Annotated in this window: 19 protein-coding genes; 2 read left to right on the plus strand and 17 right to left on the minus strand. The window is 27.6% G+C overall.

The annotated features are described in order from the left end of the window. Positions 1-12 precede the first annotated feature (12 nt). Both GYM72_RS07965 and GYM72_RS07970 read right to left on the minus strand, forming a co-directional pair. Positions 13-561, minus strand: a complete 549-nt coding sequence (locus GYM72_RS07965) for an NADH-quinone oxidoreductase subunit B (RefSeq protein WP_055424507.1) — start codon at positions 559-561, stop codon at positions 13-15. Between the two features lie 38 nt (positions 562-599). Next, positions 600-965 (minus strand): NADH-quinone oxidoreductase subunit A, encoded by a 366-nt coding sequence (locus GYM72_RS07970; protein WP_105296712.1) that lies wholly within the window; start codon positions 963-965, stop codon positions 600-602. Positions 966-1,209: 244 nt separating this feature from the next. Between GYM72_RS07970 and GYM72_RS07975 the strand changes: the two genes are divergently transcribed. Then, positions 1,210-3,687 (plus strand): TonB-dependent siderophore receptor, encoded by a 2,478-nt coding sequence (locus GYM72_RS07975; protein WP_255571480.1) that lies wholly within the window; start codon positions 1,210-1,212, stop codon positions 3,685-3,687. A 326-nt stretch (positions 3,688-4,013) separates the two neighbouring features. On the opposite strand, the gene GYM72_RS07980 is transcribed toward GYM72_RS07975, so the two are convergent. The 6 genes from GYM72_RS07980 to GYM72_RS08005 form a co-directional block, all read right to left on the minus strand. Further along, positions 4,014-4,778 (minus strand): TIGR03915 family putative DNA repair protein, encoded by a 765-nt coding sequence (locus tag GYM72_RS07980; RefSeq protein WP_220264028.1) that lies wholly within the window; start codon positions 4,776-4,778, stop codon positions 4,014-4,016. A gap of 17 nt (positions 4,779-4,795) precedes the next feature. Continuing rightward, complete coding sequence (locus GYM72_RS07985; RefSeq protein WP_105296715.1) at positions 4,796-6,052, minus strand: putative DNA modification/repair radical SAM protein; 1,257 nt, start codon at positions 6,050-6,052, stop codon at positions 4,796-4,798. A 248-nt stretch (positions 6,053-6,300) separates the two neighbouring features. Beyond that, positions 6,301-7,443, minus strand: a complete 1,143-nt coding sequence (locus GYM72_RS07990) for an efflux RND transporter periplasmic adaptor subunit (RefSeq protein ID WP_220264029.1) — start codon at positions 7,441-7,443, stop codon at positions 6,301-6,303. A 10-nt stretch (positions 7,444-7,453) separates the two neighbouring features. Further along, on the minus strand, positions 7,454-11,761 hold the full coding sequence (locus tag GYM72_RS07995; RefSeq protein ID WP_220264030.1) for a CusA/CzcA family heavy metal efflux RND transporter: 4,308 nt from the start codon (positions 11,759-11,761) through the stop codon (positions 7,454-7,456). A gap of 205 nt (positions 11,762-11,966) precedes the next feature. After that, complete coding sequence (locus GYM72_RS08000) at positions 11,967-12,371, minus strand: hypothetical protein (RefSeq protein WP_220264031.1); 405 nt, start codon at positions 12,369-12,371, stop codon at positions 11,967-11,969. Positions 12,372-12,439: 68 nt separating this feature from the next. Beyond that, complete coding sequence (locus GYM72_RS08005) at positions 12,440-13,282, minus strand: exopolysaccharide biosynthesis polyprenyl glycosylphosphotransferase (RefSeq protein ID WP_220264032.1); 843 nt, start codon at positions 13,280-13,282, stop codon at positions 12,440-12,442. Positions 13,283-13,982: 700 nt separating this feature from the next. Between GYM72_RS08005 and GYM72_RS08010 the strand changes: the two genes are divergently transcribed. Continuing rightward, positions 13,983-15,086: a glycosyltransferase gene (locus GYM72_RS08010; RefSeq protein ID WP_255571485.1), complete on the plus strand. Its 1,104-nt coding sequence runs from the start codon at positions 13,983-13,985 to the stop codon at positions 15,084-15,086. Here GYM72_RS08010 and GYM72_RS09990 read toward each other — a convergent pair. The 9 genes from GYM72_RS09990 to GYM72_RS08055 all read right to left on the minus strand — a co-directional run bounded on the left by GYM72_RS09990 (position 15,028) and on the right by GYM72_RS08055 (position 24,311). Further along, positions 15,028-16,308, minus strand: a complete 1,281-nt coding sequence (locus GYM72_RS09990; protein WP_370626036.1) for an O-antigen ligase family protein — start codon at positions 16,306-16,308, stop codon at positions 15,028-15,030. The two genes, GYM72_RS08010 and GYM72_RS09990, sit on opposite strands and share 59 nt — an antisense overlap. After that, positions 16,283-17,350, minus strand: coding sequence for a hypothetical protein (locus GYM72_RS08020; RefSeq protein ID WP_220264034.1), 1,068 nt, complete (start codon positions 17,348-17,350; stop codon positions 16,283-16,285). Before GYM72_RS08020 ends, GYM72_RS09990 begins: the two co-directional genes overlap by 26 nt. Further along, the gene (locus GYM72_RS08025; RefSeq protein WP_220264035.1) at positions 17,343-18,404 is read right to left on the minus strand and encodes a glycosyltransferase family 4 protein; all 1,062 of its coding nucleotides are present in this window, start codon (positions 18,402-18,404) and stop codon (positions 17,343-17,345) included. Before GYM72_RS08025 ends, GYM72_RS08020 begins: the two co-directional genes overlap by 8 nt. Positions 18,405-18,414: 10 nt before the next feature. Continuing rightward, entirely contained in the window at positions 18,415-19,413 is a 999-nt protein-coding gene (locus GYM72_RS08030) for a glycosyltransferase family 2 protein (RefSeq protein ID WP_220264036.1), read from the minus strand. Next, positions 19,410-20,549 carry a glycosyltransferase family 4 protein gene (locus GYM72_RS08035; protein ID WP_220264037.1) on the minus strand — a complete coding sequence of 380 codons (1,140 nt, stop codon included), beginning with the start codon at positions 20,547-20,549 and terminating at the stop codon, positions 19,410-19,412. The genes GYM72_RS08030 and GYM72_RS08035 overlap by 4 nt, the downstream gene beginning before the upstream one ends. Positions 20,550-21,187: 638 nt before the next feature. Next, positions 21,188-22,042: a dTDP-4-dehydrorhamnose reductase gene (gene rfbD / locus GYM72_RS08040; RefSeq protein WP_220264038.1), complete on the minus strand. Its 855-nt coding sequence runs from the start codon at positions 22,040-22,042 to the stop codon at positions 21,188-21,190. A gap of 3 nt (positions 22,043-22,045) precedes the next feature. Beyond that, entirely contained in the window at positions 22,046-22,600 is a 555-nt protein-coding gene (gene rfbC / locus GYM72_RS08045) for a dTDP-4-dehydrorhamnose 3,5-epimerase (RefSeq protein ID WP_220264039.1), read from the minus strand. A gap of 8 nt (positions 22,601-22,608) precedes the next feature. Next, on the minus strand, positions 22,609-23,097 hold the full coding sequence (locus GYM72_RS08050; protein WP_160556969.1) for a thioesterase family protein: 489 nt from the start codon (positions 23,095-23,097) through the stop codon (positions 22,609-22,611). 122 nt (positions 23,098-23,219) lie between these two features. After that, positions 23,220-24,311: a DegT/DnrJ/EryC1/StrS aminotransferase family protein gene (locus GYM72_RS08055; protein ID WP_220264040.1), complete on the minus strand. Its 1,092-nt coding sequence runs from the start codon at positions 24,309-24,311 to the stop codon at positions 23,220-23,222. Between the last annotated feature and the right edge of the window lie 41 nt (positions 24,312-24,352).

Below are 24,352 nucleotides of genomic sequence, written 5' to 3' on the forward strand. Positions count from 1 at the left end.
TTCCTTCCATGATTACGATATTTCATAGGATTTTAACAACTCTTTATATTCAGCAGATTCTCTTCTTCGTAAGCTTTCATTTCTAGCTATTTCTTGTATCTGCATAAAACCTTCTATAATTTGTTCGGGTCTTGGAGGACAACCGGGTACGTATACATCAACAGGTATAACTTTATCTATTCCTTGCAATACAGAATAGGTATCAAAAATTCCACCGCTGGAAGCACAAGCTCCGACAGCCATTACCCATTTAGGTTCTGCCATTTGAGTGTATACACGTTTTAAAACCGGAGCTAATTTTTTGGATATCGTTCCGCAAACCATTAAAAGGTCTGCCTGTCTTGGCGAAAAACACATGTTTTCTGCCCCAAAACGCGATAAATCATAATTGGCAGCTTGTATAGCCATAAACTCAATTCCACAACAAGAGGTAGCAAACGGTAACGGCCATAAAGAATATGACCTTGCCAATCCTATAATTTTATCAAAACTTCCGGCAAAATATCCGGGCCCACTTACTCCTTCAGGAGCATCAACAATCTTAACTTTTTTTTCTGCCATGTCTTTTTTAAAAAATATTTAAAATAGATATTTTATTCCTATTTTTCCCAGTCTAATGCTCCTTTTTTAACTACATATACGAATCCTAAAAGAAAAACCGAGATAAAGGTTAATACTGCTAAAAAGCCTTCAACCCCAAAATCTCTGATGTTCAACGCATAAGGATAAAAGAAGATAATTTCAATATCAAATAGTACAAATAATATTGCTGTTAAAAAATATTTAACTGAAAAAGGCGAACGGGCATCACCTTCATAAGCAATCCCGCATTCAAAGGTATCATCCTTAACTTTACCGTGTACTCTCGAACCTAACATTGCTGAACCGACCAGCGCTATCACACTGAAACCCAAAGCAACTGCAACCTGTATAAGTACCGGAACATAATCTATAGGTAAACTCATCCTTTCTAATTTATTATACTTTCTAATTTAGATTGCAAAGTTAATATATTTTTTAGAGTTGATCTCTATTTAAACCTGTAAACATCACCTAATTAGTCCTTATTTTATTCATATTAAAAAACCCTTAAAAAAACATATATCTTATTATATTTTAACTGTTTACAAAAAAAGATAATATAAAACATCCTTTTTATTTGTAATTGGTCTAAATTAAAATTATATTTGCCTAAAAATAAAAATTATTATGAAAAAAACATACATAGCTTTTGTTCTTTTATGTTTAGGGCAGCTTCTATTAGCGCAATATACATCAGGGATCAAAGGATATTTATTTGATGTAGAAGATAAACCGATAAAAAAAGCAACTCTCTACATTGACGGTGAAAAAATTTCTGAGATCGACAATCAAACCGGTTTTTTTGAAATATCGGGATTAAGTGATGGATTTCATAAATTGACCATTTCTTCTCCTAAATTCAATGATTATAACGAATCCTTTATTCTCAACCCTGATGAGGTAAAAGAAATTAATATAACATTATACGGTAAAGGAGATATTGATGATGTTACTATATACGGAACTAAACAAATACATGGTTTAGACATGATAACTCGTTTACCGGTTGCTCCGAGAGAATTACCACAAAATATCTCCGTAATTTCCAGTGAAATTATTAACGAACAGGGTGCTCTTACTATAACCGATGCAGTTAGAAATGTTCCGGGGGTTAACTTATTCGGTACTTATGGAGGCTCTTCGGAAAGTATGTCTATCAGAGGATATCGTGGAACTCCTGTGTTGAAAAACGGAGTTCAGGTTGATTCTGATTTTCGTTCTGCGTCTTTGTTGACAGATATGCAAGGGGTATCAAGCATTCAAGTTTTACGTGGATCAGCGGCTATAACTCAAGGTATTGGTAACGGATTAGGAAGTCCGGGGGGTGTAATTAATGTAGTTACTAAGACACCATTATTTTTAACCGGAGGAAATGTTGCTATTGAAACCGGAAGCTGGGGGTTATTTCGACCAACTTTTGATTATCAAACCATTTTGGACAAAAAAGGTACTGCTGCATTTCGTTTAAATGGTGCATATCAAAGAGCGGACAGCTATAAACCAAGAGTTGACAATAATAGAGTTTATATAAATCCTTCTTTTGAATGGAGACCGGATGATAGAACGACTGTTACTTTAGAAATGGATTATATCAATAACAATATAACTCCAGACAGAGGTACTGTAAATTCAACTGATGCCGATAAAAATAATTTATTAGATACTACCCATAAATTTTTTGGTTGGACAACGGATAATCAAAATACTAGGACTACTACCTATAGCGCCAAAATTGTACGAAAATTAAATGAAGTATTAAGTTTACGTGCCTTATATGCGGCCTCTATAAATAACGAAGAAACCTATGGATTAGGTTCTTTAGCTAGTCCTTATACTTTTACTGATAAAGCTACCGGTAAAAAAGTTTCGGATTTTTTAAGACGTACAAGAAATCTAACTTGGTCTGAAAGTGAAGATAAAAACAAAGTGATTCAGATTGATTTAATTGGAAAAAATTTATATACCGGTAAGGTAAAACATACTTTTCAGACAGGATTTGATTATAAGATCAATAATACGAATTCTACCACTCACGGAAAATACAGAAAAGATAAAGACGGTAAAGTTATATTAGATCCAAAAACCGGTTTGCCTCTTATTGACAGATCCATTGAAGTAGACGTTATTAATATATTTGACAAAATACCTAACGTATTACCTAAGGGATTCAATAAATCATCTTTTGATGCCATAGCTTCTACCAGCTCCAGCGAATCTGAAGTTTATGGTATTATGATTCAAGATGCTGTTGAAATCAATGAATATATAAGAGCCAATGTTGGATTACGTTATAGTCAAGATGCTAAAAAACCCAATATAGGAGCTGCTAATGAAGCATGGGATCCTTTTGTAGGAATTATGGTTAGTCCGGTAAAAAATATAAGTCTTTTTGGTAATTATGCTACTACAACCAATTTGCGTTCAGCAAGTAATCCTACTAAAGATGGAGGGACTATTGGATCTTCAGTTACCAACCAATTTGAAGTTGGAGTAAAATCTGATTGGTTTAATAAAAAATTAGATTTCAATGTAACCTATTACTTTATTAAGAATAATGATATTTCATATCAGATATACGAAAATGGAGTGGGAACAGGCTTTTACTCTAAAGCAGGTGATTTACGAAGAAACGGTGTTGAAATTGAGGCAAACGGGCATATTTTGGAAAATTTACAAGTAATTTTAGGATATTCTTATTCAGATGTTCAATATAAAAACAGCGTTGCTTATGTAAACGGTTCCAGACCAATGAATGCTCCTTATTCTACCGCTAACGGATGGGTACAATATTTATTTAACCGAGGAACATTAAAAAATCTTGTTTTGGGTGTAGGTGTTTATTATGTGGGAGATCGCCCAATTAATGACTACAGTTCAAATTTAAGAGCAGATGGACACGGTTCAACACCGGGCATTAAACCTTTCAACATGCCGGATTATACAACTGTTAATGCTCAATTGGGATACACGTATAAAAAAGTTGGTTTGAAATTCTTCTTTAATAATATATTCGACAAAATTGGTTATACTTCTTATTATAGAGGAGGTTATATTAATCAAATCGATCCTAGAAATTTTAAACTTCAACTTTCATATAATTTCTAATTTTTTCATAAAATAATTTTTAATTACACTATAAAAACTACCTGCTTTGCAGGTAGTTTTTTGTTTAAAAAAGATTTTTATTTCTTAATAATTCAATATGATATAAATAGGTTTGATAATTTTTTGAAAATTAACTTATGACTTATACCACTTTTGCCAGGTTTAAAATTCCGTATGTATTACGTAATTCTTCATCTGTCTATTAAAAACTTGTTTACATTTTCTGAAATGAAATTGAATATATGTGTTATTCTTAAAATAGAATGCTTTCTCTTTTTCAATTTATATATGACCTAAAAAATTAGAGTTCAAATACCTTTTTATATTTATTGCATTTCTGTGAGATATTTCCAATACCTTTTAGGCATATGTTGTTTTTGTAGTTTCAAATTAATTCTTTCTTTTATAGATAAAGCTTGAAAGTATTTTTTCCACGATTCTTGAAATAAAATTTCTTTTGAATCTAATAATTTTTCGTTAGGTTGATCTGAATTAAAATATTCATTATCATTTTCCAAAGTCATTTCAATCACTACTTTTCCATCATAATAAAATCCATAATTGCGGTTTAAATCATAAATAATCCAAGACTGTGAAGAAAATCGATCTTTAAAATGAGGAATCGCCAATGGTAAACTATTATAAATTGGATATACGGGAGCAAAATAAATTCCGTCTTTCGACTTTTTAAATCTTACAAATTGTTTCCAATTATAACCTTCTTTATATACTTTTTTAGCCAAATTATGAATAATTATAATAACTTCATCCCCAAAATCAGTATGTCCAGTAAATTTTGTATCAATAGCTTTTTTAATAAATTTGTATAGCAGCCAATCTCTATCGTCTTGTTCTGACAACCATACAGCTTGCATCATATTGAGGGATTCTTTAGACATCTTTTTCTCTAAATATGCCCAAGTTTTACTAACAATTTCATCTCGCGTTTGTATTTCAAGTAATTGATCAACGAACAACGGGGGTATTTCTCCTGATTGAATTAATAGTTCAGGAAAAATTTTTCTTTCGTATGCTTCATAAATTACACATAAAAGTCCATCCAACGATTTATCGTAAGAGAATATTATCATAATTTTAATAGCTTTTTTTAAGGGAAAATCAAAGATATTTGATTGGTGTTTTGGGAAGTATGTTTTTTATTTACAAGTATTTTTTTTACGAATTCAGGCTTTAATTCATTAATTGTTGTTCCTGACGAATCTCTACAGGTAATAAAATATTGGGCTCTTTTTATGATAACACCTATTTTTTTTAGTTGATACCTATCTAATTTACCAAACTTACGGGAGGCTATAATCAATTTAGCCGATTTAATTCCGATGCCGGGCACTCGTACTATTTGCCTGTATTCTGCTGTATTTACATCAACAGGAAACATTTCGGGATGACGAAGAGCCCAGGATAATTTTGGATCTACTTCCAAATCAAGGTTTGGGTTTGTATCATCAATTATTTCATCAGCCGTGAAATGATAAAATCTCATTAACCAATCCGCCTGATATAATCGATTTTCTCTTACTAAAGGCGCTTGTTGTAAAGCAGGAAGTCTGTTATCATGAGGATTGACCGGTATGAATCCCGAATAATACACTCTTCTCATGCTTGATTGCATATATAAAAGTGAAGAAACTTTCAATATATCCTGATCGGTTTCATTAGTTGCTCCGATAATCATTTGTGTACTCTGCCCGGCAGGGGTGAATTTAGGAATAGATTTATATTTTTTCTTTTCTTCTTTATATTCTAATACCCCGTTTTGAATGTACTTCATAGGAGCAAAGACACTTTTATGGTCTTTTTCGGGAGCTAAAAATTTGAGATTTTTTTCTGTGGGTATTTCAATATTTACGCTGAGCCTGTCTGCATACAATCCGGCTTGTGTAACTAATTCTTTACTGGCGCCAGGGATGCTTTTCATATGGATATATCCATTGTATTTATGAACCGTTCGGAGTTCTTTAATTACCCGCACCATTCTCTCCATTGTATGATCCGGACTTTTAACCACTCCTGAACTTAAGAATAAGCCTTCTATGTAATTCCTTTTATAAAATTCAAGGGTTAATTCCACCAATTCCTTAACGCTAAACGAAGCTCTTTTTATATCATTGCTTTTACGACTAATGCAGTAGGCACAATCGTACATGCAATAATTGGTCATCATAATTTTTAATAAGGAAACACATCGTCCATCTTCAGTAAATGTATGACAAATTCCTGAAGATGAAGTTGAGCCTATACCTCCGACTTTACTCTTTCTTCCAACTCCACTTGAGGAACAAGAAACATCATATTTAGCTGATTCTGCTAAAGTTGCGAGTTTATTGATAATTTGTTCATTCATATATAACAAAATTACAAATACTGCTATTTTTAAGGAAATATTAAATCATAAAAGAAACTTAAATATTTAATTAACAACTACTTAAGATAAATTTTTTATTTAGTTTTTTTAAATTTAGCCATTAAAAAAAACTATTTTCATAATTGGATGTTATTGATCATTTAATTATGCCAAGTTGTGTTTATTAACTTGCCATAACCAAATGATTGATTTTTATTATTTATTCAATAAGTTTAGTAATTTTTTAATCAGTGATTATGTCCGGATTCCATTTCTCCGGATTGTAGATAATAAACCCCTGAAATTACAAGTTCTTGATGAGGATCTAAATTAATCACTTCCACAAAATTATTATTTGAATTTCCAATTAGTACTTCTTTTTGTTCTATTTGATTATTTTTTCTAATAAATACATAATTTTTACCTTCTTCTTCATATACTGCCTCTTTAGGTACAGTTAGCACTTCTTTACTTTTATTAATTATATATGCATTTACAAATCGATTTTCATAGAAATTTGTGTCAGGCAATTTTGTTTGAATATCTGCATGAACCTGTATGGTGTTGTTTTCGGTACTTGTTACTTTTCCTATGATGTGAATTGTTCCTTGTAAGGTATCTGAAATTTCAGGCAAAGTGAATTCAATTTTTTGTCCTACAAAAAGAGTTGAAGCATATTTTGCGGGAACATTTAATTCTACATGTAATTTTTCCTGATTTATTATTAAGAATAATTCTTCTGTAGTTGTTATTTGTTTACCGGGAGAAATTTCCTTTGCTTGAATAAATCCGCTTAAAGGACTTATAATTTTTAATTCCGGATTAATTTTTCCTGTTTTAATTATAGTGGCAGGAGAAAATCCCAGTAATTGTAATTCAGATTTCAGACTTTCATATTCTGCAGTTGAAACTTGATATGTTGCTAAAGATTGTTCATACAATTTTCTGCTAATTGCATCACTTTCTAATAGGGCATTTTTTCGCTGATAATCCTTATAAGCTAAGTTCATTGTATAATAACTCTCTAGAAATTGTTTTTGCAAAGAGATGAATGAAGGATTATTTACCGTTGCCAATTCTTGCCCCTTACGAACGAAATCACCGGTTATGAAGTTTATTTTTCCAATAAATCCATCTACTTTACTATGTATAGATGCCTTATTTTGAGGCAAGGCATGTATGACACCGGTAACCATAATTTTGGATTCAATGGGACGTAATTCTGCAGTACCGAATTTTATATCATTGGTTTTAATCTGTTCTTCGCTCAAGGTAATTCCTGAATGTACACGGGATTCATTTTCGATAGAGTTTTCTTTATTTTTGGATGAACAGGAATAACTAAGCAATATTGAAATAAAAAATAGTATTATATGAGTTATTATTTTCATGATGGATAAATTAATTGGATTGTGTTAAATAGTTTAGCTCAATTAAGGTTTGATTGTAGTTGTTCAATAAATCTAAATAGGTGGTTTGAGCATCTATAGAAGATTTTAATATACTGCAATATTGCAAATAGTCTATTTCACCATATTGGTATTTAATCGTCGCTATTTTTATCATTTTTTGTAGTTCTTCTGAATGTGAAGTTCCAAATATGCTTAATTCCTTATCTAAATATTTTTGCTGCTTTTTTAATTGCCTGATTCTTAAATTTAAATTTCGTGTTATCTCCTTTTTTTTAAATTCAACATTGTTATTTTCAAGAAGAGTCTGTTCTTTAATTTTTTTATAAACATTGTTAAATAAGGGAATGCTTATATTAACCACACCCGCAAAATAACTGGTTTTGTGTTCAATGCTTTGCATTAATCCGCCAATTGAAAATTCAGGTAATTTTTTGGCTTTTTCCAGAATCAATGTTTTGTTATTAACATGCAGCTCTTTATCTAATTCATCCAAGTATAGATTATTCAAACTATCCGTCAAGGGATTATTTTCTAATTTTTTAAATGATTCAAGAGGTACTATATTTTCATCAGCACTTATTCCACATAATGAATATATCTTATTTTCAACTTCCATATTTTCTTGCTCATTTATAGTCTTTTGCTGAATTACTTGTTCTAATTCTGCCTTAAAAAATTGTTTTTCCATATAATCCGTCTCTCCTTTTACATATTTTAATTCAGCTTTCTTTAATCCTTCTCTATATATGGAATCTATTCGGGTAAATAAATTATTCTTTTCTAAGATATAAATCCATTTATTATATAATTGTTCTAATTGATAGGTTATTATATGTTTTTGTAAGTTAGATTTAGCCGTTAACCATTCTAACCGGCTATCAATGAGGCTCTTTTTTTTAGTTTGTGAAAATAGATTTCCTAAATCTTGTGACACTTCCCATTGATAATCAGCATCTTTACTGTTGAATTGTCCAAAACCGATAGTCATTGAAGTAGAATTGAATGTATAGGCATATTTTTTTTCAATTTTTTCTTTCTGTATTTGCAATTGACTGGATTTAAGCTCTCTATTTTCTTTATAAGCTCTTTCTACAAGGTAGGAAAGAGAAACTTTTTTTTGAGCACTCACTGAGCCAATACTGCCTAAAAAAACTAGTATAGTTAGCATTTTTTTTACATTTATATTCTTTTGAAAATTTTTATTTTCAAAAACATAATTTAAAGCCGGAATAACGAGTAAGGTTAATAAAGTTGAGGTTACTAATCCTCCAATAACTACAGTAGCCAAGGGTCTTTGTACCTCTGCTCCGTTTGATGTTGACATGGCCATTGGAATAAAGCCTAAGGTTGCAACCATTGCCGTTATAACCACTGGACGCAGACGGTTTAGTCCTCCTTTTTTAATTATTTCTTTGAGAGAAATATAGTTGCCTGAATTTTTCAGTCTATTTAATTCACTTACTAACACGATTCCATTTAAGACAGCAACTCCAAAAAGGGCGATAAAACCTATTCCTGCTGAAATGCTGAACGGCAATTCACGTATCCATAAAGCTATAATTCCTCCTATGGAAGCCAGGGGTACGGATGTAAAAATTAATATTGCATCTTTAAAGCTTTTAAAGGTTGTATACAATAATATAAGTATGATTACTAAAGCTATGGGAATAGCAATGCTCAGTCTCGAAGTTGCTTCTTGTAAATTTTTAAATGCTCCACCATATTCAATGGAATATCCCGGTGGTAATTTGATGTTTTCTTCTACTCTTGATTGAATTTTTTGTACTAGGGAATTTATATCGGAATTACGCACATTTACTCCTATATTAATTTTTCTTTGCGCTTGTTCCCTTGAAATCATCATAGGTCCGGATTCATAATTCACGGTTGCCACTTCGGAAACGGGAATTAAATTTTGGGTAGCTGTACGTATTGGTAATTGATCTAAATTTAAATCTTTTCTATATTTTTCATCCAGTCGCATTACTAAATCAAAACGCCGTTCTCCTTCCATTATAACTCCTGATTTTACTCCTGCTACCCAAGATCGGATAACTTCATTTAAGGTAGTTATATCCAATCCATATTGTGCTAATTTATTTCTATCATAACTTATTTTCATTTGTTTTAGTCCTTCGGTTTGTTCTACTTTTACATCGGCTGCTCCTTCTATTTTATTTATAATCTGAGCCGTTTGATCTGCCACCTTTTTTAATTCTCTTGCATCCTCTCCATAAATTTTAATTACTATGTCTGATTTTGCTCCTGTCATAAGCTCATTAAATCTTAATTGTATTGGTTGAGAAAATTCAAAAGAAGCTCCTAATATTGTCGACAGCTTTTCTTTTATTTTTTCCACTAATTCATCTTGTGTTTTGGCTGAAACCCATTGTTTTTTTTCTTTTAAAACAATCATAATATCTGAATCTTCTATACCCATTGGATCCGTTGGTATTTCGGCCGTTCCTATTTTTGAAATTACATGTACTACCTCCGGAAAATTGTCTTTAATTATCTTTTCAACTTTTGAAGTAGTGCGTATACTCTCTTCTAATGAACTTCCGGGCTGTATGCTCATTTGCATCGCTATATTTCCTTCTTGTAAGGTGGGAACAAATTCGGCTCCCATATTAGCGAAAACCAAGAGAAAAAAAAGCCAGATTACAAAAATGCTACCTATGAGAATATAGGGTAATTGCAACACTTTTTCTAAAACAGGCAAATAAATTGATTTTAATTTATTCATGATTTTATCTGCAAAGGTTACTTTGTTTTCAATATTTTTTTTAAGGACAAATGTTGACAATACGGGTACATAGGTTAATGATAATATAAAAGCTCCAACTATGGCAAAACTAACAGTGAAGGCCATGGGCCTAAACATTTTACCCTCTATTCCCTGTAAAGTCATAATGGGAATAAACACTAAAATGATAATAAGAATTCCGAAAGCTGCTGATTTATATATTTCTCCTGCTGTTTTAGATACTACGTTATCTAATACTTTTTGAGTAAGCTTTTTTCCTAAATAGTTTGCATGTAAAACTGAAATGACCGATTCTATAATTATAATTGCCCCGTCTACAACTATTCCAAAATCTATAGCTCCTAAGGAAAGTAAATTTGCTGAAACTCCGAATAAATTCATCAGTATCAGAGCAAATAATAATGAAAGTGGAATAATGGATGCTACAATTAGCCCCGCTCTTATATCGCCTATTAAGATAATTACAACTAACATTACTATTATTCCACCTTCTAGTAAATTTTTTTTAACGGTTGAAATAGTCTTTTCTATAAGATTTGCTCTATCTAAATAAATATAAATATCTAAGCCTTCGGGTAATGTTTTTTTAATTTGATTGATTCTTTCTTTTACCTTATTAACTGTTTTATAAGAGTTTTCTCCTTTTAACATCAACGTGATTCCTCCAACCACTTCTCCCTTTCCATCCATTGTCATGGCTCCAAATCTTTGGGCAGAAGCATATTTTACTATCGCTATATCTGAAATTTTAATGGGTACTTGATCTTTTACTGTTATAACCGTATTTTCAATATCTTGAAAATTTTTTAGTCTCCCTTCTGTTCGTATGTAGAACAAATTATGCTTTTGTTGAATGTAACCGGATCCGGAATTTTGATTATTTTTCTCTAGTGCATTATTAACTTCTTCTAAAGTGATATTGTAACTTTGTAATAAGATAGGATCTATAGCTACTTCATATTCTTTTACTTTTCCTCCAAAACTTGAGATTTCTATTATTCCTTCGATTCCGTTGAGTTGCTTTTTAATAATCCACTCTTGAATGGTCCTTAACTCTTCAAGATTATAAGTAGATTCATATCCGGGATTAACTTTAATTATATATTGGCAAATTTCTCCTAATCCTGTAGTAATAGGCATTAATTGCGGTTCTCCTATTCCATCGGGAATTTCACTTATAGCGATATCTATTTGTTCTTTAACCAGCTGTCTGGCTTGTATTATGGGAATGTCTTCTTTAAATACAACGGTAATTATGGATAAACCAAATCTTGAAATAGATCGTACTTCTATAGCTCCGGGAATATTTCTTAATTCTGATTCAAGGGGTATGGTTAATAATTGTTCCACTTCTTGTGGAGCTAAGGTAGGTGAGGTAGTTACTACCTGCACTTGATTATTGGTTATGTCAGGAGTAGCATCTATGGGTATATGTTTAAGAGAATAAAGACCCCATACCATTAATGCTACTACTCCTAAAGCAACCAATAATTTATATTTTATTGATAAATCAATTATGGTTTGAAACATGATTAAATTGTTTGAATTATGAATTGAAATGGATCATTATTCTCATTATTTAAACAATAGTTTAAATAATGAGTTGTAATTCATTTATACTATTTTTTATGTTAAAATTAACTGTTACTTAATTTTTTGAATAGAAACTTTAGTTACGGAGAATAAGAATCAATTATATATTTATTATCTCCGATTACTTAAATCAATTGGAATTTTAAGAATTTAAAAATGGGGGAGCTCTCAAACCTCTTCCTAAAAATTTTTTAGAAGTGGTTTTTGTATATGAATAGTAGAAATTAAAATCTTTATTCGAAGAATTTATTAATTGAAAATTAACCCCAAAAAAAGAATCCGGTATAATATAAATGAGTTGTTGAGAAAATTCATAATTAGAGATAGATAATTTAAAATCGTCTAAATTTTTTTCTCCTAAATTTATATGTTTGATTATATCTTCGAGTTTCTCGAATAAGTTTACAGAATGATTATTTTTAGCCTCAGATAAAAAACATTCGTGAAGAACAATTTCAAATTTAACCTTGTGTTGATGAGGAACAAAGGAATGTGCTACAATTAGTAACGTAGCAAAATATATGAATATTTTACTTATTATTTTCAAACATTACAAAAATATATATTTTATTAAAATAAATTAAATATTTTATATATTATTTTACAACAATAACTCTAAATTGCTTTCTTATCTCCTCCAACCGTTTTAAATACGGTACCTAAAATTATGACCATATCTAATAGGAAAGACCATTTTCTAACATAATAAATGTCTGCAATTATTCTTTTTTGCATATCTTCCCTGGAATTTATTTCTCCTCTGAAACCTTTTACTTGAGCTAATCCGGTAATACCAGGTTTAACATACTGTCTTAGGCTATATTTTATTAATAGATCATTATAATAATTATCTTGAAGAACCATATGTGGCCTAGGCCCTACAACAGACATATTTCCTTTTAACACATTGAAAAACTGAGGCATTTCATCCAAACTTGACTTACGCAATATACGACCTAATTTAGTCACTCTTGAATCACCTTTTACAGTGGCTTTAATGTCATTATCTTTACTGTTTTTCATCGTTCTGAATTTATAGCAATAAAATATATTCCCTCCTAATCCCACTCTTTTTTGAGCATAGATTACAGGTTTGCCAGATTCTAGTAAAATTGCTATTGCAATAAGCGGATATAGCCAACTTAAAATAAAAATTATAACAAACAATGAAAATAGAATATCAAATAGCCTTTTGATAAATTGATTCCAAAAATCATCTAAAGGAAATTTTTTAAATAACAGTATTGGAAATGCATCATAATATTTTAAATTTAAACTATAAAATGAATCATATACTGTGCTTGGAATAAATCTAATTTCTAAATGAAGTTTTTGTGCTAGAATTATCAGTTCATCATGCACTTTGTTTGAAAGTTTTCCATTTAATAAAAAAAATATGATTTGGATTTTCTCATCAACTATATAATATTTTAACCTAGATAAATCAAATTGATACAAATTCTTTTTTTATTATCATTTACACTTGATAAAAAAAAGTACCACAAATAATATATCCATAATCTTTTCTTATAGATAGAAAATTAATAAAAGAATGAGTGTTTTTATTCTCATCTATAAAAATGGCCCTTATGTAATTTCCACCTAAACTTCTATAAATTTTCAAAAATAAAAAAGCTCTAATTATAAAGGTTAATATAAACAGATAAATTAAAAAAGAAATTGTTACTTTATTTGAAAATAAATCATCTTTTTTTAATCCGATATAGAGAATATTATTATGCTAAATAATATTATTTGATAAAAATTATTTTCAAATATTGATATAATATTAGTAACTCTATCTACGACATACAATCGATTTTTTTTATGAAATAAAACACTATCTCATGAATAAGAATATCAGAACTTTATAATGGGAATGGAATAAATCTTTTACATGTATAAAGTAAATATCTAAATTATAATATTTGAATTTATAAAATAAAAAAAGATAAAATTATAACTTAATCAAGTATTAATTGAAGAAAAAACTATTCTTTAAATATCGAGTATATTTCATACATTATTATATTTATAAATAATAAATTAATATTCAATAAAAAATAAATTTTCTAAAATATTTTTTTTTATTTTAGTATTTTAATCTGATTTAATATGAACATAATATTTACATAAAAATTATTAATTTCTCAAAATTATGGATAAAATAAAAGTTTTACATGTTGTTGAGGCCCTTGGTGGAGGTATTTATACATATATCAAAGACTTAACGATTTTTTTTGGCAAACAATCTAACTTGTTTGATACTACTATTGCATATAGTGGAAAACGTCGTGAAGTTGCTAATATAAATATTAAAAAGGAATTATCTAACGGGGTTTCATTAATTGAATTAGATATTAATAAAGAAATTTCTTTAAAAGATTTTAAAAGTATATATGAATTATTAAATATATGTAAATTATTAAAACCTGACATTATACATCTTCATTCATCTAAAGCGGGAGTAATTGGCAGATTTGTATCTTTATTTTACAAAAAAGCGGTTGTATTTTATACTCCTCATGCTTATTCTTTTTTACGTAAAGATATTTCTTATTTAAAAAAAGAATTTTATTATTACATAGAAAAGTATACATCCAAAATTTTTGGGGGAACGACAATTGCATGCGGAGATAGTGAATATGAATATGGAAAAAAATTCGGCAAAACATTATTGGTGAGAAATGGGATTAATATTGAAACTATATCAGATAAATATAAATTAGAAAAAATTAATAATAAACGGTTAGTTATAGGTATTATCGGTAGAATATCATATATTAAAAATCCATGGTTATTTAATAATATTGCTAAGAATAACCCCGATATAGATTTTTTATGGATCGGAGATGGTGAATTACGAGATGAAATTACTTCTCAAAATATAACTATAACCGGTTGGTTAAATCATGATAATATATTTTACTATTTAAATCAATTAGATATTTATATACAAACATCATTGTGGGAAGGGCTACCTATAGCGCCTCTTGAGGCAATGACTTTTCAAAAACCAGTTCTTGCTACGAATATTATGGGAAATAAGGATATTGTAGTTCATGGAAAAACCGGATTCTTATTTCATAATGAAAACGATATCCAACAATATGTAGAAATTTTAAAAGATAAAGACATTCGAGAAGAAATGGGTAAAAATGGACTTACTCGCTGTAAAGAAGTATTCAATTTAAAGAATAACTTTAATAATTTGAAGAATATTTATTTAAACTGTTTAAATAAAAATAACCAAACAAACTAAAAAATATACAGCTAAAAACTATACCATCAAAACGAATTAAAAAGTCATCAGTCATATTTGATATTATGAAAAATAATGAAAAATAAATTATTAAAGAATTGTGCAATTTACATCCTATATAAAAAGGTATGAGCATAAATAGAATTAATAAGATTAATCCCATTACTCCAAATCTTAATAAATAGTCTAAATATTGATTATGAACAGGAAATTTATGCTTAAACAAAAATTTTTGATTAGTTTCACGATAATATTCAAATAATTTTCTTTTTCCATCAGATGAGCCTACACCTATCCATAAGTTTCTTTTGGATAGGTCTATTGTGGATTTCCAAATAGTCAATCTCGTAACCATTGAATTATAAATCTCACTTTCAGGATCTTTAAATTCATCTAGCTTTCCTACTTTATCCAGATTATTAAAAGAAACTGTAGTATATTTTTTTATTATATAGGGGAAAAAATTTATAAATAGAAATATAAATATTGCTAATAAAGTTGTTATTAAAACAGTTTTTTTTAATGTAAAAATGGATTTATATTTATGTATAGTTAAATAAATAGATCCTAATATTGCACAACATACAGCTATTCTCGTATTTATTATAAAAACTAAATTCAATAATATTATATATATAATCAAATTAAATATACGGATTAAACGATTTTTATGAATATTATTATAATAAGTATATAATGCACATATACAGCAAAATGAAACAATTAAATTAAGCGCAGGTGCGTGATTATTATCAATACTCCTTGAAAAACTATACCCCATATCCCACACGTCTATTCCATTTAAATATTTTACAACATTTTCCCTAAATAGTACAATATATCTTACTAAGAAAAAAATTAGTGTTAAACACATAATTTTTGTCCAATAATTAATTATTCTGAATATTTCTATTTTAAATGGAGAAGTTAAAGTAAAAAAAGGAAAAAATAAATATATCATTTTTTTTTCTAATGATTTTATACCATAATAAAAACTATCATTATTCCAAAAAAATAATATTTCAATTAGAAATGGAATAGATATCAATATTATCAAAAAATGAAATTTAATTTTATATTTTAATTTAAAAAAACTAAATACTAAGAATAGAAAATAAATTAAAATCAAAATTGAACATACTGATCTAAATATAATACTACTTAATATTAATAAAATAAATATAAAATTTATTTTTTCAAGCTTTTGATTTGTAAACATCATCAAATAAAATAAAATAAATAAGAGGAAAAATTCCAGCTTTATGTCTTATAGAAGACCCTAAATCTGGTTCAAACAAACCTTGAACTATGAAAAAAGAAAACACGATATAATAAATCCACCTAATGTTATCAGTCTTCTTTAATTTCAACCTTTTTTTAAACCTCAATGATAAACAACAAAATAAAAATATCTGCCATATTGCAAATACTACAACTTGTGGTGCCAAAGAAAAAATGGAGTTAAATGGTATATTTACTACCATAAACCCATATAATATTGATACTGCTTCTCCATACCATGTATCAGAGGAGACAGGAGACATTATAACCGATTTCGCTTCTTCTCTAATTTTTGGATCATCAAGACGTACTTGATTTAATTCTGTTCTTGTTTGGTATGACATGTAGTCTCCTTTTACATATCCATACGCTAGACTAATAAGGATTATTAATAATAAACCATATAAAAAAAGAATATATACATTATTAGTTATTCTTATTAGATGTAAAACACTAAATAAAAGTGTTATGATTAATACCAAAAAATAATAAGATCTAAATATCAAAGAAAAAATTATAAGGAGTATGCAAACAATAATTCTGTTTGTTATAATATGATTTTTCATTTTACATATTAGAACAATTAAGGTACAGAATAAAAATGTTATAAATTCCTTAGTTTGCATAGATATATAAATTCCTAAAAGGAAAAAGGCAAAATACATAAGACAGTTATTAACTCTTATTTTATCAAAATTGGAAGGAATTCCCATTTTAACCAATATATAAATGATAATAGGATATTGTAATATAGCTACCATAGGAAAAGGCATCCATCTCATACCTGTAACGGAATAAAAAAAAATTGAAAGCTGGAAACTTCCTACTATCCCTTTTAAATTCCATGGATTATGAATGATCGTTAATGCATCTGAAAAATATTTTTTAGGTAATACATAGCTACTGCAAATTGCAGTTATTAATCCTAAAAAAGCAAAACTGAAAAATATGAATTTACTTTTTGTAATGGTTAGATTATTCATTAGTATTTAAAAATTTAAATATTTGTAATGAAATACTACTCCAATTAAGAGATGTTTTCTTTTTATGCATTTGTTTAATTAAATAATCTCTTTGAAATTGATTTTCAATTAGATATACTAAACCTTTCTTTAATGAATCTTTATTAGGCTCAACCCAAATACATTCATCTTGATCTAATTGTTCATGAAAACCACCAACATTGGTACAAACCATAGGTAATGCTGAACTAATCCCAAGAGTAATAACTCCCGATTGTGTCGCTTCCAAATATGGTAATACTAAAATATCAGCCCAATTTAAAAGTTTACCTACTTCTACATCTGATAGATATTTATCCTGTATCTTTAATTTTTCTGTATCATTAATTTTTAATTCATAAATGCTTTTTCCAGCAATTATACATTTATCTATCTTATCCCCTATATCTTCAATAACTTCAGCTAAAAGCTCTACACCTTTATAAGGACTAATCCTACCTATAAAAAGTATATTTTTCCCCCTATTTATTTTCGATGGAGAATCCACTAACGATATTGTTTCAATTAATCCATGAGGAACTATAATACTTGGTTTAATTAGTTTTAATTTTTTCTCTACATTATCTTTAACGTAGTTTGTCAAAAAAATTAATTTAGAACTTAATCTAATATTTAAATTAGAATATTGCTGAATCAAAAAACCATTTTCTCCTTTATGTAAAACACCATCATGTACAGTCAATATTACCTCGCGCCCTAATATTCTAAAGAGCAAAATAAAAGGTAAATTCCATAAATGAAAATATGGTAAATATAGTATTCTATAATTTTTCACTATTTTGGGTAAAAGAACTATACTATAAAATGGGAGTATAAAAAGAGTATTTAAAATAAATGAAAAAGCTGATTTATAGGTTACTAATGATTTTTGATTAGATATTGAAATACCTTCTATAGCATATTTAGATTTATAATAATCATAAGACTCTTTAGGAAAATGTAAAACTATACTATCTGAATATAACGGTAAACTTCCTGTTCTCCCGAAAGACAAAATCATTATTTTATTTTTCATATTTTTAAATTTATCTCAACATTATCTTAAGTATCAAAGCTAACCTATCCCATTGCCTATGCTTTATTCTATTTATTATTATAGGTATAAAACTTAAATATATTATCGGCAAGTTATAAAATTTTAAATTTTTCTTAGCAAATAATATTTTATTTTTTAAAAAATAATAATCTGCAAATAATGTTTTTCTTTTTTTTCCATTTTTTCCACAATTTATAGTAGTTCCATGCTTATGATAAATATGAAATTTTGTTATGATTAGCGATTTCCACTTTCTCTTCTTTGCTCTGCTTGTATAATCCCATTCTTCAAAATATAAAAAGTAATCTTCATCTAAAAAACCTACATCATTAAAACATTCTTTTTTTATAAACATAGAAGCACCGACTGGTATTAGGTTATTTATATCGGATTTTGAGATATCAGAATATAGCTTATTTTCATATAAAGGAAAGGTATGAGCTAGCCAAGGATTAAATTTATTACCAACACACTGTAATTTTTTAGGAAAATCATAATAACACAATGAATTACCAACTATTCCAACATTATTTTTTTCTTTACTCATTTTAATAGAGATATTGCGTAAAAAATCAGTAGGAATTACCGTATCATTATTTAGAATCCAAATATAGTCATATTTATCCTGCTTTTTAAGAAACTTTAAAACTATATTATTTGCCGCTGAGAATCCTTTATTTTCTTTTGCTTTTATAAATACAATTTTTTGTTCAATTATTTTCTTAATTTCAATTTCATCTTCATTAATAAATAATATATCATTATTATTTTTATAAGAAATTGGATAAACAAGATCTGGAAATTTTGTATTTAAATTCAAAGGAACGTTTAAACTCCATTTTTTAAACATTTCATAGTCCTTTTCTCTAGTAGAATTATCCACGACGAACAACTGAAAATTTTGTTCAGTTGATTTAAGTATAGACTCCAAACATTCCAATGTATCTGAATATCTATTATGATTTACAATAGAAATCTTATATATCAACTTAATCTAATATTTTTTGTTAAAGAACTTAAATTCTTATTCCAAGAATTATCTGTGTAATTGCTATTCTGATATTTAATAAAATAATTATTATCAGAAATTATTTTTTCTATAACGGATTTTAATTGCTCACTATTATCTTGATCAATTATTTTTCCAAAATTATTATTTTTAAGAAGAATATCTTCCGCACCACCAATTCGTGTTGTTATTATATAATTTTGAAATCTATAAGCTTCAGAAAAAACTATTGGATAGCCTTCACTTCTAGAAGTTAGCACAAAAACTTTAGCCCGATTATAATATTCCCATAAAACACTCTTATCATAAATAGGACCTGTAAAAATTACTTTATCTTTTAAATGAGTGTTAATTGCAAAAAATTGTTTTATCTCTTTTTTAAAATCATCATCGTAAGGCCCTATAAAATAAAATAACCAATTATTTACATTAGACAATTTATCTATAGCAGATAAAAACATTTGTGAGTTTTTTTCAAATGCTCCTAAACGCCCAACTGTTATAAATATATCCTCTTTCTCATTAAAAGACCTAATTTTTAATGACATTTTATTTAATTCTTCTTCATCAAAACCATTTTCAATAAAAAAAATTTTTTCAGGTATATTTAAATTCTTTTTCCATAATTGATATGCTAAATCAGTTTCCAATGAAATATAATCACTTTGTTTAAGTAAGATATTGTAAATCCTATTTTTAACGAAAGAGGCATTTTTTCTTACTTCTATTATATCTTTTCCTCCATCAACTTTTAAATAAAACTTACCATTTGGATTAACAAGTTTATATAACATACACAAAATGGCACTTGTCGTACGAAAATGAAAAGTCATCAATAAATCAATTTTTTTTCCTTTAAAAATCACATAAAACAAAGATGATATAAAAAAAGAGATTTTTTCAATACCTTTTAGTAAGAAAATATTTTTAAGCGGAATTAAATTGATATTTCTAAATTTATCTTTAAAGAATCTATTTGTGAATTTATTTTGATAAACTATTGTTGTTTCGCATTTTAATTTTTTCCCTAAATAATAAGGTACCAGAAATACATCTTTACCCAAATGTTCCTTTTCCAGATTATAAAAAATTAATGTTAAATTATTAATATTCATTTCTATAATACTTTTAAAAACATAAAAAAATAATTTATTAAAGAATTAAAATAATATCAATATCAATAAATATTTTATACCATAAATTCAAATAAAAAATTTTCAACTGATGAAGTAAGTATTTTATAATAATTTTCATGTTATTTTTTAGTAATTAAGGTGATCGTCACTTAAATTTATTATGATTATATAAAAAAATAACCTAAAATATCATCATTTTAACAGATTTTGTTAATCAAAACTAATATAATTAATATTTATATTTGCCAAAAGTTAGATATTAAAAATAGTAACAAAATTTGTAACTCTATCTTTATAATCAATTTCTAATTTAAGATTAATTAAAATCAAATTTATATTGTTCATCGCTTTATATTTTTAAATATTTTATGAATAGACATAATACGCAAAAATATTCATTTAAGATAAATTAAACAACAATTATAATTATTTTATTTACTAATATTACTCCTTATTTATTATATGATAAGATAATTTTTTGAGAGATTTTATATTTAACCCTATATAATATTCTTTTCTAAGAAAAATTAAATTATAATTTATTAAATGAAATAAATAAATAACATAAATTTCAAATAATAAATTAAATAAAATGAGCGATCAAATAATAATATAAATTAATGAATAAACATCCCTTTTAAACTATCTTTCCAATCAGGAATGGAAATACCAAATGTATTTTTAATTTTAGTTTTATCTAATAAACTGTATCTAGGACGTTTTGCCGAAGTTAGATAATCCGTAGTTAGTATAGGATTGATTTTTATTTTAGATTTATTTATTTTTTTTATCTCTTCACTGAATTGATACCATGAACATTCTCCTTCATTAGAGTAATTATAAATACCATAAGCCCCTATATCATTTTCAATAATAGTTAGGATAGCATCTGCTAAATCCAAAGCGTTCGTAGGCGATCCTATCTGATCTTTTATGACATTTATTTCATCTTTTTCCTTAAATAATTTTAACATCGTTTTCACGAAATTAACTCCATAGGGAGAATATAACCATGAAGTTCTTATAATATATGTTTTAGGATTATAATATTGTGCAAACACTTCACCATTCAATTTTGTTTGACCATATATACCTAATGGAGCTACCGGATCATCTTCTTTGCGTGGTGTAGATTCTTCTCCTGAAAATACATAATCAGTAGAAATATGTATAAAAGTTGCTTTTTGCGATGCACTAGCTCTAGCCAAATATTTTACTGCATCTGCATTTAATTTTTCGGCCATCTCAATATCCGATTCTGCTTTATCGACCGCCGTGTAGGCCGCACAATTAATGACATAATCAAATCTATTTGAAAAAAAATATGTTTTTACAAACATTTCATCCAACACATCCAATTCCTGAATATCTGTAAAAACAAAACTATAATTAACAAGAGGTTTATCTTTTATTCGTTGCTTTAACGATCTCCCTAATTGCCCATCCCCTCCAGTAATTAAAATTTTTTTCATAATTTATATTTCAATTGGTTTAAAATCTTTAAATGAAATACCATTTAAATCTTTATTAGAAAGAATTTCTTTGCCGTTCTCAATTCCCCAATCGATGTTTAAATCTTTATCCAAGGGATTAACATTAATTTCGTTTTTTTTATTATAATATCCTTCACATTTATATGCAAATAATACTGTTTCTGATAAAACAGAAAAACCATGTAAGAATCCTTGGGGAATAAATAATTGTTTTTTATTTTTTGAAGATAATTCAACAGAAACATATTGCCCGAAAGTTGGAGAATTTTTTCGTGTATCCACTGCCACATCGATTACTTTCCCTTGTAAAACGTATACCAGTTTAGCTTGGGCAAACGGAGGTAGTTGTTGATGTAAACCTCTTATAACCCCATAAGAAGACATTGAAACGTTATCTTGAACAAAATTAGGTTTATAACCTAATTGTTTTTCAAATTGTTTAAAATTATACGTTTCCATAAAATAACCACGAGAATCCTCAAAAACCTTTGGTTCAACAACATAACATCCTTTGAGTTTGGTTTCAGTTACAATCATTTATTTTTTTAAATAATTTTTTTATTTTTCTTTCTCAAAATTTCAACTCTCTCTTCAAATAAATTTTCAGGTATAGTTACACAAATTTCTTCAAATAATTTCATAAATTGTTCAGGCTGAACTTCAGATTTTCGAGTTGCTAAATTAAAATATATTAAAGTTACCCATAAGGAAGCATGTGTTATACTCTTATCCTTACTCAACATTAGTACTTCTACAGTATTAGTTCTATCTGTATATTTTATAATTTTACTTGTAATTACAATGTCTTTATTATATCTTACTTCTTTTATATAAGCAATTTGATTTTGCAAAGCAACCCATAGACATCCCGTTTTTTTAGACTGTTCAAAATTATCCAATTGATAATTATCTAAACAATGATCTTCTCTTGCATTAAGCATATAATCAAAATATCGAAGATTAGAAAGATGACCTATAGGATCACAATCTGCAAATCTTACTCTATATGTAGATTCCGGTTCTTTAATTTTCATTTTGTAAATTTTATGATTTATTTTTCTAATTATTAAATAAAATCATTTTTTCTACAATAATAAAAAAAAGTTACCAATTATAAATAATTATTAAAATTTTTTATAGAAGTTAAAAAAATTTATTACACATTATATGTATTAATAATACTGACAATCTTATTTAAATCACTATTTTCTAAACCTACATATAATGGCAGACATAAAATTTTTTCTGATATGTATTCTGATACTGGCATTTTACAACCTTTAACATAATTTATTGTATTTAAAGAAGGGTGAAAATATCGTCTGGGGACAATATTTTGTTCTGCTAATTTTTGTTGTACCTTTAGAAGTATCTTTTCAGAATTAAATATAATGGGATAGTAGCTGTAATTCCACTTAGTATTTTCTCTTATTTGGAGTGATTTTAATTTACTAAAATCTAGCGATTCATTGTAAAAATCTACTACTTTTTTCCTTTCAGCAATTATATAATCAATATAATGTAATACAGACAAGCCCATCGCAGCTTGTAGTTCAGATATTTTAGCATTAATTCCTACACCACAAATATCATTGGTTTCAGTGTAACCAAAATTATGACTATAATTTAACCTTTTCATCAGTTCGGAATCTTTGCAAAATAAAGCTCCTCCTTCTCCCGTATGAAATAATTTGGTAGCATGAAAACTACAGGTACTTATATCACCATATTCAAATATGGATTTGCTGTCATGCTCCACTCCAAAACAATGCGCTGCATCATAAATAACCTTTATCTGATATTTCTTTGCAATTTTTTCTATTATTTTCACATTGCAAGGATTACCAAACACATGGGTTGCTAATATTGCCGTAGTTTTATCTGTAATTGCTTCTTCAATCTTATTTTCATCTATAGTCAGATGATCCGGATCAATATCCACAAACACCGGTTTACAGCTTTCCCATATAATGGCGGAAGTAGTGGCCACAAAGCTAAAAGGTGTAGTAATAACTTCTCCTCCCTCAGCAATATTTTTCAATGCTATTTGAATAGGGACGGTACCGTTATTAGTAACTAATATATTAGTAATATTTAAATACTTCTTGAGTTTCTCTTCAAGTTTTAAAACTAATTCACCTCTATTGGTCAGCCATTGGTTTTCCCAAACTTTATCTAAATATGTATTATATTCAGATAAAGGAGGTAAAAATACCTTAGTTACATTAATTCTTTTTTCCAAAATCAAAAAACGCCTTTAATTATTAAAATTTAAAAATCAAAAATATA

Origin of the sequence: Apibacter sp. ESL0404 (assembly GCF_019469245.1) — a bacterium.
Lineage (GTDB): Bacteria > Bacteroidota > Bacteroidia > Flavobacteriales > Weeksellaceae > Apibacter.